Genomic DNA, 14942 nt, shown 5'->3' with positions numbered 1-14942 from the left:
GCAATCTAGGGAGCACCACATGAAGTTTCTCGCTGTCCTGGCGTCGCTCGCCATTGTCGTTCTCGGCCTAGCACCGGCTTCCGCCCATGGCCCCTCGCGCCAGAAAGTCACCGTGACCGCCAAGCTCGACGCCACGCCCGACGAGGTCTGGACGGCAATCGGCGACTTCCAGGACATGTCCTGGCACCCGGCGGTGTTCGCGACCGCGGGCGAGAACGGCAACGCCATCGATGCCACCCGCGTGCTGACGCTCGAAAAGGAGGGCGGGCCGACCATTTCCGAGCTGCTCTACAAGTACGACGCCGACAAGCGCACCTATTCCTACCGGATCGAGGCCGTGGACGTCGAAGTCCTGCCGGTGACCAACTATTCGGCCCACCTCACCGTCAAGGACGACGGCGGCAAGGCCCTGGTCGAATGGCGCGGGGCCTTCTATCGCGGTTTCCCGAACAATGATCCGCCAGCCCATCTCAACGACGAGGCGGCCGTCGCCGCCGTGACCGCCGTCTACGAGGCCGGCATGGAAGCGCTGAAGGCGAAATTCGGATCGCGCGAGTGATCCGCGTCGCAGCGCTCGTCGCCGCTCTGCTGTGCGGCGGCGCGGCGCTGGCCGGCGACCTCGCCTTCGTCACCAACCAGGGCAGCGGCACTGTCACCGTCGTCGACATCGACGCGCGCACCGTGATCCGCACCGTGGCAGTCGGCGGCAAGCCGGCCGGCGTCGCCCTGTCGCCGGACGGACGGACCGTCTATGTCGTCAGTCCCGAAACCAAAGTGCTGAATGTTCTGGCCGCCGACGGCGCCGACGTCAGCACCCTCCTTCAACTGGACGGCGGCCCCTTCGGCATCGCCGTCAACCCGGTCGACGGCCGCATCTACGTATCGGACTGGTACGGCGCCCGCGTCTGGGAGATCGATCCCGACCGCCTCGCCGTCATCCGCGAACTGGCGACCGGCGCCTCACCCTCCGGCCTCGCCGTCAGCGCGGACGGCGCCCTGCTCGTCACCGCCGACCGCGACGACAGCCAGATCTCGGTGTTCGACACCGCCACCGGCGACCGCCTTGCCGTCGTCGGCACCGGCACGCGGCCCTTCGGCGTCACCCTGCGCGACGGCCGGGCCTATACGGCTGACGTCGGCTCCAACACCGTCAGCGTCGTCGACCTCGCGACGGCGACCCTGGTCGCACAGATACCGACTGGCGAACGTCCCTATACGATCGCCTTCGCCGGCGATCTCGGCTTCGTCACCGACCAGTATGCCGACACCGTCACCGTGTTCGACGCCGAAGCCGGTCAGGTGGTAGGCAGGATGGAAGTGGGAGAGTATCCGGAGGGAATCGGGACGACATCGGACGGCCGCCTTGTTGTCGTCGCCAACTGGATGTCCAACAGCCTGAGCCTGATTGACGTCGAAAAACAAGAAGTTACGGATGAGATCGCGGTCGGAGACGGACCGAGGGCCTTCGGCGCCTTCCTGCTCGCCCCACGCTAGTTGTCCACCTCGAACTTCGTGATCGTCTCCAGCGGGTGACCGGAGAAATCCCACCCGTCGACGCCGTCCGGATACCAGTAGACTTGCCGGTAGCCGTAGCTCACGGCCCGCTTGGCGGCGTTCCAGGACATCCAGCAATCGGCCAGGCAGAAGATCACGAGCGGCTTGTCCCTGTCGCCGCCCGTGATCGCCTCAAGCCCTTGTTTCAGATACATTTCCACGTCCGGATGCAAGGCCTCGTAGCCGGTACCCGGCAGCCAGACAGCATCCTTGATGCTGACGTGCGGCTTGTCCCGCCAAAGCGTTCCAGCCGGCAGGTTGGCCGGCCGCTCGGTCTTCGGCAGCACGTCGACGAAAACGGCTTGTCCCCCCAGCCACAACGCGTGGGCGCCGGCATCGTCGAGCACCTGTGCCCCTTCGAGCGTCTCGGGAACCGGCGCCCGGTAGGGCTCCCCCCGGAACCCGTCCGGCTCCGCAACTCCGCCCGCCTGCCCCGCCGCGCCTGCCACGCAAAGCACGGAAACGAGGACGGCAAAGGCGGCCGCCCGGATCATCTATCCCCCGTCCGTCTTGAGCGCCCGACCCATGTCATCCAGCAGCGGCACACCGGCCTCGCGCAGGATCGCATCGATCTCGTCCTGCTTCTTGCGGATCAGGGAATTCAGCTTGCGCTTCCAGACCAGCTCGCCCTGACGCACCCCCATGGTGATCCGGTAGAACAGCTTCGGGCTTTCCGGCTCCTTCAGCAGGGGCGTTATCTTCAATCCGGCCATGGACTTGGCGAGCGGAGCCCCGGCCGGCCCCCACATGATCGCGGCGTCGAGCCGCCCCTCGGACAGGTCGCGAAGCATCGTCTCGATGGGGCTTTCGACACGGCGATCGACCATCAGGTTGTAGCCATGGGTCGTCGCCATCAATCCATTGCGGGCCAGATGCGACGCTGGCGGCGACCCCGCGATAACGCCGATCTCGCGGCCCTTAAGCCGACTATCCGACAGCGTATCGACCTCCGCCAGCGCACTGTCCGTGCGTGTCACGAGAACGTGAGTCGAGGTGTAGTAGTGGTTTGTATTGAGGACGAGTTCGTGTCCCTGGGCAAAGCCCAGGATCACGTCGCATTGGCCCGTCCGCAAGGTATTGCGGACGAAGCCGGTCGCCATCGGAAACCAGGTGTATTCGACCGGCATTCCGAGTTCGGCAGCGACCAGGTCAGCGATCCTGTTCTCGAACCCCTCGCCCGACTTGCTGGAAAACGGCAGGTTCGCCGGATCCGCACAGACGCGGAACGCCGTGCTCGAGACGAGGTCCGAGACCTGCGCCTGTGCCGCCGTCACCGGCAGGGCCATCAGCACGCACAGCACCAACCACCTGACCATCACCGTCACCCGCTCATGCACTCTTCTTCCTCGGCACGCAGTTCATCCGGCTTGTCGACCTTCTTGGCCGGCCGACCGCGCGCGATCGCATCCATGCCACGCGCCTTCAGATAAACATAGATGTCGTCGACGAAGCACATCACGTTCTTGTTCGTGCCGAACGCCGGCATGACCGAGTTCTCCGACGCGCCGACCTTCTGGCGACCGCTCGCGATGACCTCGATGAAGTCGTAATAGTCCATCGCCAACGCGGACTCCTTCAGGGCCGGAGCATAGGTCGATCCCTCGCCATCCGGTCCGTGGCAGACGTGACATTCGGCGTGATAGCGCCGGAAGCCCGAAAACACCGGCCAGTCGACGGTACCATCCTCGGCGATGAAGTAGGTCGGAATATCGTCCTTGGTGAACGCGCGCCCTCCTTCGACGTACTCCACCGCGACGTCCGGCTTGACCTCTTCGGCGCCGATCGGCGCACTTGCCAGGATTGCCGCAACGGCCATCACGGACGCGGACAGCAACGAGAATTTCTTGGTCATTTCTAGATCTTTCCTCCCAAAAAGCTCGGCCCCAAGAGTAAACACTTGGGGCCGAGCCGTCATCGCCGAGTTTTTACGACCTTAGTCCACAGACCTCAGTTCGGCAGCGCAAACACGGTGAGCTGGCCGCCGAGCGAGGTGTAGTCGGACAGGGCGGCATAGCCGCCGACCGCGCCGAGACCGTCGTTCGGGTTGGTCAGACCGGCCGCGAGGCCGATGCCCGCCCAGCCGCCGACGCCCGACAGGATGCCGACATACTGCTTGCCGTTGTGCTCGTAGGTCATGACGTTGCCGATGATACCGGACGGGGTCTTGAACCGGTACAGCAGTTCACCCGTCTTGGCGTCGACCGCCTTCAGATAGCCTTCCAGCGTCCCGTAGAACACGACGTCGCCAGCCGTTGCCAGGGCTCCGGACCACACCGAGAACTGCTCGGGCAGCGACCAGACGATTTCACCCTTCGTGGCGTCCCAGGCGATGAAGTTGCCCATGCCGCCATGGCTGTCCGGCGCCGGATACATCGACAGCGTCGCCCCGACATAGGGCTGGCCGGCGGTATAGCTGACGCGGAACGGCTCATAGTCCATGCAGACGTGGTTGGTCGGCACGTAGTGCAGACCGGTCCGCGGCGAGAAGGCCGCCGGCTGCTGGTCCTTGGTGCCGAGCGCCGCCGGGCAGACGCCGGTGGTGTTGACGTCCTCGCCGTTCTGCGCGGTCGAGTACTGTGCGACGACTTGCGGCCGACCGTACTGGTCGGAGTTCTTGTCCATCTCGACATGGGTCGCCCAGTTGACGACCGGATCGTACTTCTCCGCCACGAGCAACTCGCCGCTCAGGCGGTCCATCGTGTAGGCGAAGCCGTTGCGGTCGAAGTGGACCAGCACCTTGCGCATCTCGCCGTTGATCTCCTGATCGCTCAGGATCATCTCGTTGATGCCGTCGTAGTCCCACTCGTCATGCGGTGTCATCTGGTAGAACCAGCTGGCCATGCCGGTGTCGGGGTTGCGGGCCATGATGGTCATGGACCAACGGTTGTCGCCGGGACGCTGCGAGGGGTTCCAGGTCGAGGGATTGCCAGTGCCATAGTAGACGAGGTCGGCTTCCGGATCATAGGAGTACCAGCCCCAGGTGGTGCCGCCGCCGATCTTCCACTGGTCGCCTTCCCAGGTGTTCAGGCCGGAGTCCTTGCCGACCGGCTTGCCAAGATGGGTGGTCTTCTCCGGATCGACCAGAATGTCCTCGTCCGGGCCCATGGAATAGGCACGCCACACCCGCTCGCCGGTGTTCATGTTGTAGGCGGTCACGGAACCCCGTACGCCGAACTCGCCGCCGGAGATGCCGACGATGACCTTGTCCTTGACCGGCAGAACCGTCGCGGTGTTGGTCTCGCCGATGGAGGGATCGCCGTTGACGACGCTCCACAGCACCGCACCAGACTTGGCGTCCAGCGCCACGACGGTGGTATCGGCCTGGTGCAGGAACAGCTTGCCGTCGGCATAGGCAAGACCGCGATAGACGGTGTCGCAGCACATCACCGCGATGACGTCCGGATCCTGCTTGGGCTCGTAGCGCCACAGGATCTTGCCGTCGTTGTTGAGATCCAAGGCGAAAACGTTGTTCGGGAACGGCGTGTGGACATACATCACGTCGCCGACGACGAGCGGCGAGCCCTCATGGCCACGCAGGACGCCGGTCGAGAAGGTCCAGGCGACCTGCAGGTCCTTGACATTGTCCTTGTTGATCTCGTCGAGCTGGGAAAAGCGCGTGTTCGCGTAGTCGCCCGTCTGCAGGACCCATTGCTTCGGATCGCTCTGTCCCTGCAGGACAGAGTCATTTGCGAGCGCTGCATAGCTGGTCGAGACCAGCGCGGCAGCCGCGCAGAGAATCAGCTTCCTCATGTGTTTCCTCCCAAATGCATATCCGGCCTCCAATCCTCCCAATCGCCGATCCGGAGGCCGAACTCGATCACAGAGCGCACGCGTGCCTCTTATGATTTTTTTATTAGACGGAAGGGCTCGCTGCCTCGTCAATAAACCCGAGCCGATTTTGAGGCTAAAGTAGTAGGGGTAGCAGAAAGAACTTTTGCCCTACCGCTGAACGGCGAAAACGGACCGAGAAGCGAGGCCGAAACCAGGCAGAAACAGCACATTCCGCATTGCCCGGAATTCGGACAACGCAAGCCAGTTGACCGAACGATTTCGGACCGTCGGCGGCCTTTACGCGAGATCAGAGCAGCACCCGCCGGGTCCCGGCGCCCGTGCCGCCGACAGGACCTGACAGCCGCTCAGAGCGCAAGCCTGTCAGCGTGCCAACGGACGTGGTCCCGCGCGAAGGTGGATACGAAATAGTAGGAATGATCGTATCCCGGCTGCATGCGGAAGACGGACGGGACGCGAGCCTCGGCGAGCGCCGCCGACAGGGCTTCGGGCTTCAGCAGGTCGAGGAACTGATCCTTGCTGCCCTGATCGACCAGAATATCCGAATGCCACCCGACCGACCGGACCAGCAGCGTCGAATCATGGCGCAGCCAGGCGGTTTCGTCCGCCCCGAGATAGGCTCCTAGCTGCTTGCGGCCCCAGTCCGACCGTGTCGGGTGGGCGATCGGCGCGAAGGCGGACAGCGACTGATACCGGTCGGGATTGTTCATCGCCAGAGTCAGGGCGCCATGCCCGCCCATCGAATGTCCCGTAATGCCGTGGCGATCGCTGACGGCGAACTCTTTTTCCACCAGAGCGCGCAGTTCCGTCAGCACGTAGTCGTACATCTGGAAGTGAGGTGCCCACGGAGCCTGCGTCGCGTTGACGTAGAATCCCGCCCCCTTGCCGAGGTCATAGGCCTCGTCGTCGGCGACATCCGCCCCACGCGGGCTGGTATCCGGGAACACCACCGCAAGACCAGCCTCGGCCGCATGTTCCTGGAGGCCGGCCTTGGTCATGGCGTTTTCATGGGTACAGGTCAGGCCGGACAGATACCAAAGGCAGGGGACCGGCCCCGCCTCGGCCTGCGGCGGCATGTAGACCGCGAAGGTCATGTCGCAGGAGCACACTTCGGAGGCATGGGTGTAGACGCCCTGCACGCCATCGAAGCTGCGGTTTTCGGATACGGTTTGCATCAATAGTCCCCCTCGAAATGTGACGAAACTCCTAAGCCTAAGGCAGTCGGCGTCGGCGGCAACGTTTTCAGCGCACTGCCGGCACGGACCGGCGTCCAGCGCAAGCCGCACGATGCAATCGATCCGCTGATACCCGGCGGAAGCTGATGTCCTGTCATGGCGGGAGGCGCAACCGACAGTCCCCGGCGTCTGCTCCGAATGATCATCCGGCGGTCGGCGAGGCCGGGCTGCCTGTTACATCCCGCGTTTTGCCAGCCAATCCTTCATGAAGGCGATTTCGGAATCCTGAGCCTTGACGATGTCCTCCGCGAGCTTGCGGATCTCCGGGTCGGTCCCGTATTCCATCACAATCCGCGCCATATCGATGGCGCCCTGGTGATGCGCGATCATGCCGCGGACAAAATCAATATCGGCATCGCCGGTAAACTCGATCTCCATGCCCCCGTGCATGCGTGCGTTAGCTTCCCGGAACGCGGCCGTCGCCGCCGTGTCCGACCCGCCATGCGTCTCCATTGCATGGCCCTCATGGGCGGCCTTCGGCGTCGGTTGCGGGACTTTTGCCTCATCGCTCCAGCCGGAGGTCGTGAGTGCCGCCATCATCGTCACACCAGCAAATGCAGCCGTCAGCTTCGTCTTGATCGCCATTCCGTTGCTCTCCCGATCTCATGGCAACGACTGCGATTGCCCCCGTCGCATGCCTTCCGGCGAGGTTAGTCCAACCACTTTGTTCACAGTGTGACGAAGCCGAACGCATGGCCTCGCTGATACGATCGCCGCATCATGCCGACCTGTGCTGATCACGTGCGTTTCATGTGTCCAAAGACGCGTAGCCGCAACAGGCTACATGGGGTTGCGGGACCGCTCGAACCCGGGTCGGCCCGGCGTACTGGTGCCGAACCGCCCCGGGTCGACCGTCAGAAGACCACCACAGAGCGGATCGATTCACCGGCATGCATGAGATCGAAGCCCTTGTTGATCTCGTCCAGGGAAAGGATATGCGTGATCATCGGGTCGATCTCGATCTTGCCGTCCATGTACCAATCGACGATCTTGGGCACGTCGGTGCGGCCGCGTGCGCCGCCGAAGGCGGTGCCCATCCAGGTCCGGCCCGTGACGAGCTGGAACGGGCGGGTCGAGATCTCCTGTCCCGCGCCGGCAACGCCGATGATGACCGACTTGCCCCAGCCACGGTGCGCACATTCCAGCGCCTGACGCATGACCTTGACGTTGCCGGTGCAGTCGAAGGTGTAGTCGGCGCCACCGATCTGGTCCGCGCCGCGTTTCGTCATGTTCACCAGGTACGGCACGATGTCGTCGCCGACTTCCTTCGGATTGACGAAGTGGGTCATGCCGAAGCGCTCGCCCCAGGCCTTCTTGTCGTTGTTGAGGTCCACGCCGATGATCATGTCCGCGCCGGCAAGGCGCAGGCCCTGGATCACGTTGAGGCCGATGCCGCCAAGACCGAAGACGACCGCGGTCGAACCGATCTCGACCTTCGCGGTATTGATCACCGCGCCGATGCCGGTCGTCACGCCGCAGCCGATGTAGCAGATCTTGTCGAAGGGCGCGTCCGGATTGACCTTGGCGAGCGCGATCTCCGGCATCACCGTGTAGTTGGCGAAGGTCGAGCAGCCCATGTAGTGGAAGATCTTCTCCTTGCCGATGGAGAAGCGCGACGTGCCGTCGGGCATCAGTCCCTGCCCCTGCGTCGCGCGGATCGCCGTGCACAGGTTGGTCTTGCGCGACAGGCACGACGGGCATTCGCGGCATTCCGGGGTGTAGAGCGGGATGACGTGGTCGCCCGGCTTCAACGAGGTGACCCCCTTGCCCACTTCGACGACCACGCCCGCGCCCTCATGACCGAGGATCGCGGGAAACAGGCCTTCCGGATCGGCTCCGGACAGGGTGAACTCATCGGTGTGGCAGATGCCGGTCGCCTTGATCTCGACCAGGACCTCGAACGCACGCGGGCCTTCGAGCTGGACGGTCGTCACCTCAAGGGGCTTACCGGCGGCAACCGCCAATGCTGCACGCACTTCCATCTTGCGTCTCCTCTCGAAACGCCGGGCCGTCTTACGGAGTTCCCACCCGGTCAATCATGATCGATTGCGCACCCGTCGGAGCGCGCATTGGGCCGACTATATCGGCCCGCTCGCGCGAAAAGAGACAGGACATTAGTCGGAAATCGCAGGGGTTCGGGCAGCCGGCACACCTATGCCCCGGAAATGGAACGCGCCGTCCGGGGATCGGCGAGCGGCTCTTCTGCCAAAGCTTTGGAGGTGTCGCGAGAGCCGGTCTCCTCACCCGGGCCAGGGGAGCGGTGGCGCCCGGATTCTGAGACTCTCTCATTCTTATTATTTTCTCAAGAAATACCCTTTGACAGCACCGCTCCCCATCTTCGACCGTCGGGACAAAGAAATCCGGGGGAGGACAGGATGCGTCACCTGCCATCAAAGCCGAGCCGCAAAGCCCTTTCCGGCCCGCTCGCCCTGACCGCGCTCACCCTGACGCTGACAAGCCTTGTCGGCTTCGGGCAACCCGCAGTCGCCGCCAGTTTCGACGACCCCGAATGGCCCTGCATCCAGCGCAAGGTACCGCATCTCTCAATCGGCCAGATGTGGTCCGGCCCGGCCATCGACGAGGCGGTCGAGGCACGCGCGAAGGACCGGGAAATCATCGATCTTGCCGGCCGCCTTGCCGTCCGCAGGACTGCCCTTGAGGGCGCCGAAAGCCTGATCGACGCCTTCGCCAAGGCCCACGCCAGCGACCGCGAACCCGCCCTTGCCGGGCTCTTCCTCGCAACGTTCGAACGCATCGAACGGGATCGGTCCGCGATCATTGCCGGCATCGGCCGTTACGCAAAGAAACAGACGGCCTTGTCCGAACAGATCGACCGGCGCCGAACCGAACTGCATGACCTAAGGGCAGTTACCGAGCCCGACCATGACCGGATCGAGGAACTGGACGATCAGGTCACCTGGGACACGCGCATCTTCGAGGACAGGCGCCAGTCGCTCACCTACGTCTGCGAGACGCCGGTAATCCTGGAACAGCGCATCTTCGCCCTGGCTCGCATGATACTCCAGCGCCTGGAGGAATAGCCGGCTGGTTATTCCCATTCGAGTTCGGTGAACGCTGCGGTCGCGTTGCGCGGATTGATCTCGTCGAACAGCCGCCAGGTTCCGCGCTGGTCCCGGGCGATCTCCTGCGCCGCCTTGGAAAGGCTGTCGCCGCGTTTGACCGCCGCCCGGGTCTGGTCGCGCAGGGCAACCAGATAGGACCGGGTCGCCATGATGCCCTGCGGCCAGTCCAGGGGCACAGGGCCGTGCCCTGGCACCAGACGTTCGGCGGTTCTGCCCTCAAGCCGCTCGAGCACGGCGATCCAGCCGAGCAGTTCGCCATCGAGCACCGGCAGCATTTCCTCGAACACCAGATCCCCGGACCAGAACGTGCCGGTCAGCCGGTCAAAGACGGTCAGATCGTTGTTGGTATGGGCGGTCGGATGGCTTTCCAGATCGAGAATTCGCCCCCCGAGATCAAGGGTTGCCGCGCCGTCGACGCCGCGGTCCGGCGGTACGATGCCGAGCCCCATATGGACCGCCGGCCCGAGAAAGCGGCGGAAGTTCCGGTCATAGGTGTCGGCGCGGCGCGCCAGCGCGTCCGCGAGCCGATGGTTGCCGATGATCTCGGCGCCGGCCTCGCGGAAGACTTCGCCCCCGAGCGTGTGATCCGGATGCATGTGCGTCAGGACGAGATAACGGATCGGCAGGTCGGTGACCTGTCGGACCGCCGCGTAGAGGCCCTCCCCGATCGGCCGGGAGCCGCCGGCATCGATCACCGCGACCGCTTCTTCTCCGACGACGAAGCTGAGATTGGCGATGTCGCCCCGATTCTGCGGGGTGATGTCCTCGCTGCGTCCCTTGTGCACGAACACGCCCGGCGCAATCTCCGCGACGGCGAGCGCCGGAGCTTCGGCCAGGGGCGCGCAGCGCCATCCTTCAAGCCTCGCCCCGGCATGCGCGGCGACCCAGGCCGCGCTGCGGTCCGCACCGCTGGCGATGCAGGTTGCCTCGTCCAGCGGCGCAGGACTGGGTACAAGCCGCTCAGCGCAGACGTCCGGCATGGCGGCCAGACAAACGGAGAGGAAAAGCGCGAACATGATCTCGCCTTCACGAAGCGGTGAATATCCTTAATCCAGTTTAGGATTCGCCCGTCTCCCGAGTAATCAAGCACCAAGGTCCAATTTACAATCGCCCCGATTTGTGAACTGCATTGACGATAGACGCAACGGAAGGAATGCCCGAATGAGCAGGCCAATTCTTGGGGCTGTTGCTGCGGCTCTCGTTTCGATTGCCGGAAACACCACGGCCGACGAAATCAGAAACCCGCTGATCGAAAGCCAGACGTGGTCTGACCTCAGGGCCGACGTGACCGGCGACAGGGATCTTCTGCCCGGCGAGAGCCTTTTCACCCTCGACGCGCCGTTCCGCGCCCATGACGCTGCCACGGTCCCGATACGGATCGTCCAGACCGATGCATCCGCCGAGCGCATCACCGAGCTGTCGCTGATCGTGGACGAAAACCCCGCACCGATCGCCGCGACCTTCACCTTTGGCGAACTCATGGGCCGCATCGACCTTGAGACACGGGTGCGCGTCAACGCCTATTCGAACGTCCGCGCCCTCGCTACGACCGAGGACGGCAGGACCTTCATGACAGGACGGTTCGTCAAGGCCTCGGGCGGCTGTTCCGCGCCGGCCAGCAAGGATCCCCAGGTCGCCATCGACACGATGGGACAAATGAAACTGCGCCACATGAGCGGGCTGACCGCGCAGTCCGGCGCTCGTATCGAGGCCAAGCTGATGATCCGGCACCCGAATTTCTCGGGGCTCCAGCGAGATCAGGTCACTCTTCTGACCATTCCCGCCCATTTCGTCGACGAAATCGAGGTCCGTCAGGGTGACGACCTGCTGTTCAGGATGACCGGCGGAATTTCGATCAGCGAGGATCCGACGTTCCAGTTTTCCTATACGGACAACGGCGCGGAAACGGTCCATGTTCGCGCGACTGATACCAACGGCGGGATCTTCGAGGCAACATTCCGCAAGGCGGCCGTCGACGGCTGACCCTCGACCGGCCGCAATGTCGCGGAGACCCGCACGGATCGCTCTGCGCGGGTGCCTTCCAGTCATGCCGACAGACGGCGGCCTGCCGATCGCGCCCTCCTTGCCCTAGAAGCAGAGGATCTCAGCCTCAGCCTGGGCCCGCCGCAACTCGGCGACAATGACATTTGCGGGCTGCGAGTCGCGGAACAGCACGTAGCGCTCGCCCGCGGTATTTCTCAGACGCAGCACGGCCTCCGCCGATACGTAGTCGTCGTAGGGCAGCACGCTGGCGATGACGTCGATCGAACAGGAGCATCGCTGCAGGGCATCCTGGGTACGCCCGTTGACGGCCATGCAGGCGAACACATAGTCGGCCCGGGCAGCGGTCGGATAATCGTTGTAGCCCGGCGCGGTCTGGGCGCCGACGGGCCCTACGCCGAAAAGGGCGACAAGAAGCACCATCGCGAACCGATTCATTTCGCGTCCTCCTTCTGAACGAAGCGGATTTCTTCCGAGAAGGCATCGGTCCCCTCGCCTGCCCGCGCGGAAAAGAGAGCAAAATAGCCAGGGACATCAGGCGACACGACGAAGCGGATCTCGAGCTTCGAAAAAGCACCCATGCGCTCAGCATTCGGGTCCGTGGAGAATGGATGGAACACGAGTTCCTGCGCCGCCACCTTGCGACCCTCAAGTTCGTAATCCGTAGACAGCACGTCGCCGCTGGACTGCAGGGCTTCCCTAAGGCGGTTGCGGATATAGAACGGGCTGCCGCCGGTAATGCCGGCCATAGAACGCAGGCTCGATTCCAGGAACGCCAGCAGAACCGGATTGCCGGCGCTAGCGGGAAACGCGTCCAGCACGCGCTTGCGACCGTCCGCGATCATCGTGATCTCGACCTCGCGACCGGCTGCATCTCCGCGCTCCATCCTGAGGACGACCTCGCCGACCTCGATCGGCTGGAACCGCTCCACATCCGGTCCTGACCGGCGATGGCTGTAATGGAGTTCGGTCCCGATGTCCGTGCTGTCGAGAACGCCTGTCGCGAACACGGCATCTCCCGCTGCTCCGGCAAGCACGGGCACACAGGTCGCCAATGCAAATGCGAGCGCTAGAACGCTCTGGCGAAGTCCGGTCATTGTCGCACCTCCCTCGTCATTATGAATCCCCTCCCCCTCACGGTTTTCAACGCCACGCCGTAATCAGCCATCGGGCTGAGCTTGCGCCGCAGATAGCCGATGTAGACATCGACCACGTTGTCCGTACTGCCGCCTTGACCTGCCCACAGCTTGTCGAAGATCTCGCCACGGGTGACGACGGCGTCCGGACGGCTCAGAAAGAAGGTCAGCAGTGCCGCCTCCCGCTCCGTGAGCAACACCTCCCGTCCCCCACCGCGAACCATGCGTTGTTCCGGATCGAGCGTCAGATCGCCGTATCGCAATTGGTTGTCGGCACCGGAATGGCGCTGTTCCTGAACCTTCAGTCGGGCCACCAGCTCTTTGAACTCGAACGGTTTCACGACGTAGTCGTCGGCGCCGGCGACCAGTCCCGCCGTACGGTCCGATACGCGCGACAGGGCGCTCAGCATGATGATCGGAATGCGGACGCCTTTCGCGCGCAGATCCGCGACCAGCTTCGAGCCGCTTTCCTCGCCAAGCATCATGTCCACGATCGCGGCATCGGGCATTTCTGCGACCATGGCGTCGCGGGCGGCGCGGACATCGGCAGCGCACAGCGTTTCATATCCCTCTCTCTGAAGCCCGCGTGCAATCACCGATGCGATGTCCTCGTCGTCCTCAACTATCAGCACGCGCGTCATGCAGCTCCTCCTGTTCCAACGGCATGGCCTCGCCCTTCGTCAGCGGCAGAATCACGCCGACCGCAGTCCCCCGCCCATCCTTCCAGGGGCTGACGAGCCTGATCCGCCCGCCGTGATCCTCCACGATCCAGCGCGCCAGCGCCAGACCGACCCCGAAGCCGCGCCCACCGGCGTCACCCCGGGCGAACCGCTCGAAGACCCGTTCTTGCAGACGCGGTTCGAGACCCGGGCCGTCATCGCGTACCCACAGTTCCGCAGCATCTTCCCGTGCTGTCAGGACGATCGAGATGCGGCAGTTCGCCCCGGCATACTTGATCGCGTTTTCCAGCAGCCCCCCTATCACCTGACGCAGCCAGTCCGCGTCGCCGTCGACGAACAGGTCGCCTGCCAGTTCCTGATCGATAGTCACCCGATTGCGCTTGATCAGCGGCGCCAGATCCTCGAGGGCGAGCATCGCTGCGGCGTGAAGGTCGACCAGCCGCCGATCGAACTCGATCTGGCCGCTCTCGGACCGTGCGATCCGCAGCAGATCGTCGATGCGCCGATTGAGCCGCTGGGCACGCGTGCGGATGATCGAAAGCGCCTCGTCCTTCTGGGCCATGTCCGCGGTCATCCCCAGTTCGGTCTCAGCCAGGATCACGGTGAGCGGCGTTCGAAGTTCGTGGCCGACATCGGCAAAGAAGCGACGCCGTTCCGAATCGACGCGGGACAACCTTTCGTTGGCCCGCCGCAGCGCGCCGGTACGCTCGTCCACCAGATCTTCGAGGCGCGCCCGGTCGACATCGACACGCTGTCGCCGCCGCTCCAGCCGGCGCGCCATCTGGTTGATGCGCGTGAACAGGAGGCCAAGTTCGTCGCGCTGTGTAACGGGCAGCGAGAAATCAAGCGTTTCATCCCCGAGCAGTCCTGCCGCCGCCGTCGCCGCGCCGAGCCGGCGGAGCAACGGACGGACCAGCCCGAAATAGACGAGGAGCAGTATCGCCGGCGCGGCGATGGCGGCGGCAACCGCCAGCGCCGTCAGACGCGCACGCAGATCCTCAGCGGCAGCGAAAGCCGCATCGCGATTGCGCCGCTCCTCCTCGATCTGCACCCCCAGCATGGGCGAGAAGCGGCTCGCGAAACCGTCGAGCGCGATCCGCAGCGCCGTCCTGTCCGCCGCAACCGCGCCGGTGTGCGAGGCCAGCGTCCGGTCGAGATCGTCGAATTGCGCGGCAAGGCGGGCAACCGCCAGGCTCTGCGTGGCCCGCCGCGTTCGTTCGGCGGCGTCCGTTTCCGGAACCGCCAGGACATTCGCCACGACCGCCTCTTCCAGCATGGCGAACGCATCGGACACGATCCGTCGGCGTTCCGACAGGCGTGCCTGCCGGTCCTCGTCGGCCATGGTCGCATTGCCCATCTCGAAGGCAAGCACCGCGTATTCGCCAACCCGGCGCGACAATGTGGAAAAGAGTTCCATCCGCTTGTGCGCCGACAGGCCCTCGTCGGTCAGCACGGCGGCCTGGC

The 14942-nt window shown here is 64.3% G+C and carries 16 protein-coding genes; 4 read left to right on the top strand and 12 right to left on the bottom strand.

Translation table 11 applies throughout. The annotated features are described in order from the left end of the window. The first annotated feature begins 19 nt into the window (after positions 1-19). Positions 20-559 (top strand): SRPBCC family protein, encoded by a 540-nt coding sequence (locus SL003B_RS05160; protein WP_013651768.1) that lies wholly within the window; start codon positions 20-22, stop codon positions 557-559. Next, positions 556-1494, top strand: coding sequence for an SMP-30/gluconolactonase/LRE family protein (locus SL003B_RS05155; RefSeq protein WP_013651767.1), 939 nt, complete (start codon positions 556-558; stop codon positions 1492-1494). Before SL003B_RS05160 ends, SL003B_RS05155 begins: the two co-directional genes overlap by 4 nt. Here the strand turns inward: SL003B_RS05155 and SL003B_RS05150 are convergent. The 7 genes from SL003B_RS05150 to SL003B_RS05120 all read right to left on the bottom strand — a co-directional run bounded on the left by SL003B_RS05150 (position 1491) and on the right by SL003B_RS05120 (position 8560). After that, positions 1491-2048 (bottom strand): PQQ-dependent catabolism-associated CXXCW motif protein, encoded by a 558-nt coding sequence (locus SL003B_RS05150; protein WP_013651766.1) that lies wholly within the window; start codon positions 2046-2048, stop codon positions 1491-1493. The two genes, SL003B_RS05155 and SL003B_RS05150, sit on opposite strands and share 4 nt — an antisense overlap. After that, positions 2049-2870 (bottom strand): substrate-binding domain-containing protein, encoded by an 822-nt coding sequence (locus tag SL003B_RS05145; RefSeq protein ID WP_041375387.1) that lies wholly within the window; start codon positions 2868-2870, stop codon positions 2049-2051. Positions 2871-2875: 5 nt separating this feature from the next. Then, positions 2876-3406 (bottom strand): c-type cytochrome, methanol metabolism-related, encoded by a 531-nt coding sequence (locus tag SL003B_RS05140; protein ID WP_013651764.1) that lies wholly within the window; start codon positions 3404-3406, stop codon positions 2876-2878. A gap of 95 nt (positions 3407-3501) precedes the next feature. Beyond that, entirely contained in the window at positions 3502-5304 is a 1803-nt protein-coding gene (gene xoxF5, locus SL003B_RS05135; protein WP_013651763.1) for a lanthanide-dependent methanol dehydrogenase XoxF5, read from the bottom strand. 386 nt (positions 5305-5690) lie between these two features. After that, on the bottom strand, positions 5691-6518 hold the full coding sequence (gene fghA, locus SL003B_RS05130) for an S-formylglutathione hydrolase (RefSeq protein ID WP_013651762.1): 828 nt from the start codon (positions 6516-6518) through the stop codon (positions 5691-5693). 234 nt (positions 6519-6752) lie between these two features. After that, complete coding sequence (gene copM / locus SL003B_RS05125) at positions 6753-7163, bottom strand: CopM family metallochaperone (RefSeq protein ID WP_013651761.1); 411 nt, start codon at positions 7161-7163, stop codon at positions 6753-6755. A 269-nt stretch (positions 7164-7432) separates the two neighbouring features. Next, on the bottom strand, positions 7433-8560 hold the full coding sequence (locus SL003B_RS05120; RefSeq protein ID WP_013651760.1) for an S-(hydroxymethyl)glutathione dehydrogenase/class III alcohol dehydrogenase: 1128 nt from the start codon (positions 8558-8560) through the stop codon (positions 7433-7435). Between the two features lie 393 nt (positions 8561-8953). Here SL003B_RS05120 and SL003B_RS05115 point away from each other — a divergent pair, with 393 nt between their 5' ends. Beyond that, positions 8954-9619, top strand: a complete 666-nt coding sequence (locus tag SL003B_RS05115) for a hypothetical protein (RefSeq protein WP_013651759.1) — start codon at positions 8954-8956, stop codon at positions 9617-9619. An 8-nt stretch (positions 9620-9627) separates the two neighbouring features. Here SL003B_RS05115 and SL003B_RS05110 read toward each other — a convergent pair whose 3' ends face one another. Continuing rightward, positions 9628-10677 (bottom strand): quinoprotein relay system zinc metallohydrolase 2, encoded by a 1050-nt coding sequence (locus SL003B_RS05110; RefSeq protein ID WP_013651758.1) that lies wholly within the window; start codon positions 10675-10677, stop codon positions 9628-9630. Positions 10678-10822: 145 nt separating this feature from the next. Between SL003B_RS05110 and SL003B_RS05105 the strand changes: the two genes are divergently transcribed. After that, entirely contained in the window at positions 10823-11644 is an 822-nt protein-coding gene (locus SL003B_RS05105) for a quinoprotein dehydrogenase-associated SoxYZ-like carrier (protein ID WP_013651757.1), read from the top strand. 105 nt (positions 11645-11749) lie between these two features. Here SL003B_RS05105 and SL003B_RS05100 read toward each other — a convergent pair whose 3' ends face one another. From SL003B_RS05100 to SL003B_RS05085, 4 genes are all read right to left on the bottom strand, one after another. Continuing rightward, the gene (locus SL003B_RS05100) at positions 11750-12100 is read right to left on the bottom strand and encodes a hypothetical protein (protein ID WP_013651756.1); all 351 of its coding nucleotides are present in this window, start codon (positions 12098-12100) and stop codon (positions 11750-11752) included. Further along, positions 12097-12594 (bottom strand): vWA domain-containing protein, encoded by a 498-nt coding sequence (locus SL003B_RS05095; RefSeq protein ID WP_148259254.1) that lies wholly within the window; start codon positions 12592-12594, stop codon positions 12097-12099. Before SL003B_RS05095 ends, SL003B_RS05100 begins: the two co-directional genes overlap by 4 nt. 161 nt (positions 12595-12755) lie before the next feature. After that, positions 12756-13439 (bottom strand): response regulator transcription factor, encoded by a 684-nt coding sequence (locus SL003B_RS05090; RefSeq protein ID WP_013651754.1) that lies wholly within the window; start codon positions 13437-13439, stop codon positions 12756-12758. Beyond that, on the bottom strand, positions 13417-14820 hold the full coding sequence (locus tag SL003B_RS05085) for a sensor histidine kinase (RefSeq protein ID WP_158306627.1): 1404 nt from the start codon (positions 14818-14820) through the stop codon (positions 13417-13419). Before SL003B_RS05085 ends, SL003B_RS05090 begins: the two co-directional genes overlap by 23 nt. Between the last annotated feature and the right edge of the window lie 122 nt (positions 14821-14942).

Source organism: Polymorphum gilvum SL003B-26A1, from assembly GCF_000192745.1.
Lineage (GTDB): Bacteria > Pseudomonadota > Alphaproteobacteria > Rhizobiales > Stappiaceae > Polymorphum > Polymorphum gilvum.
Note: the sequence above shows the minus strand (reverse complement) of the source record. Positions and strands in the feature narration are given on the sequence as shown.

What these genes read in the sequence shown, in the direction of transcription:
- SL003B_RS05120 (WP_013651760.1), bottom strand. Translation starts at nt 8,560, where the DNA reads ATGGAAGTGCGTGCAGCATTGGCGGTTGCCGCCGGTAAGCCCCTTGAG.
- SL003B_RS05085 (WP_158306627.1), bottom strand. Translation starts at nt 14,820, where the DNA reads ATGGCCGACGAGGACCGGCAGGCACGCCTGTCGGAACGCCGACGGATC.
- SL003B_RS05110 (WP_013651758.1), bottom strand. Translation starts at nt 10,677, where the DNA reads ATGTTCGCGCTTTTCCTCTCCGTTTGTCTGGCCGCCATGCCGGACGTC.
- xoxF5 (WP_013651763.1), bottom strand. Translation starts at nt 5,304, where the DNA reads ATGAGGAAGCTGATTCTCTGCGCGGCTGCCGCGCTGGTCTCGACCAGC.
- SL003B_RS05105 (WP_013651757.1), top strand. Translation starts at nt 10,823, where the DNA reads ATGAGCAGGCCAATTCTTGGGGCTGTTGCTGCGGCTCTCGTTTCGATT.
- fghA (WP_013651762.1), bottom strand. Translation starts at nt 6,518, where the DNA reads ATGCAAACCGTATCCGAAAACCGCAGCTTCGATGGCGTGCAGGGCGTC.
- SL003B_RS05100 (WP_013651756.1), bottom strand. Translation starts at nt 12,100, where the DNA reads ATGAATCGGTTCGCGATGGTGCTTCTTGTCGCCCTTTTCGGCGTAGGG.
- SL003B_RS05090 (WP_013651754.1), bottom strand. Translation starts at nt 13,439, where the DNA reads ATGACGCGCGTGCTGATAGTTGAGGACGACGAGGACATCGCATCGGTG.
- SL003B_RS05115 (WP_013651759.1), top strand. Translation starts at nt 8,954, where the DNA reads ATGCGTCACCTGCCATCAAAGCCGAGCCGCAAAGCCCTTTCCGGCCCG.
- SL003B_RS05140 (WP_013651764.1), bottom strand. Translation starts at nt 3,406, where the DNA reads ATGACCAAGAAATTCTCGTTGCTGTCCGCGTCCGTGATGGCCGTTGCG.
- copM (WP_013651761.1), bottom strand. Translation starts at nt 7,163, where the DNA reads ATGGCGATCAAGACGAAGCTGACGGCTGCATTTGCTGGTGTGACGATG.
- SL003B_RS05160 (WP_013651768.1), top strand. Translation starts at nt 20, where the DNA reads ATGAAGTTTCTCGCTGTCCTGGCGTCGCTCGCCATTGTCGTTCTCGGC.
- SL003B_RS05150 (WP_013651766.1), bottom strand. Translation starts at nt 2,048, where the DNA reads ATGATCCGGGCGGCCGCCTTTGCCGTCCTCGTTTCCGTGCTTTGCGTG.
- SL003B_RS05145 (WP_041375387.1), bottom strand. Translation starts at nt 2,870, where the DNA reads ATGGTCAGGTGGTTGGTGCTGTGCGTGCTGATGGCCCTGCCGGTGACG.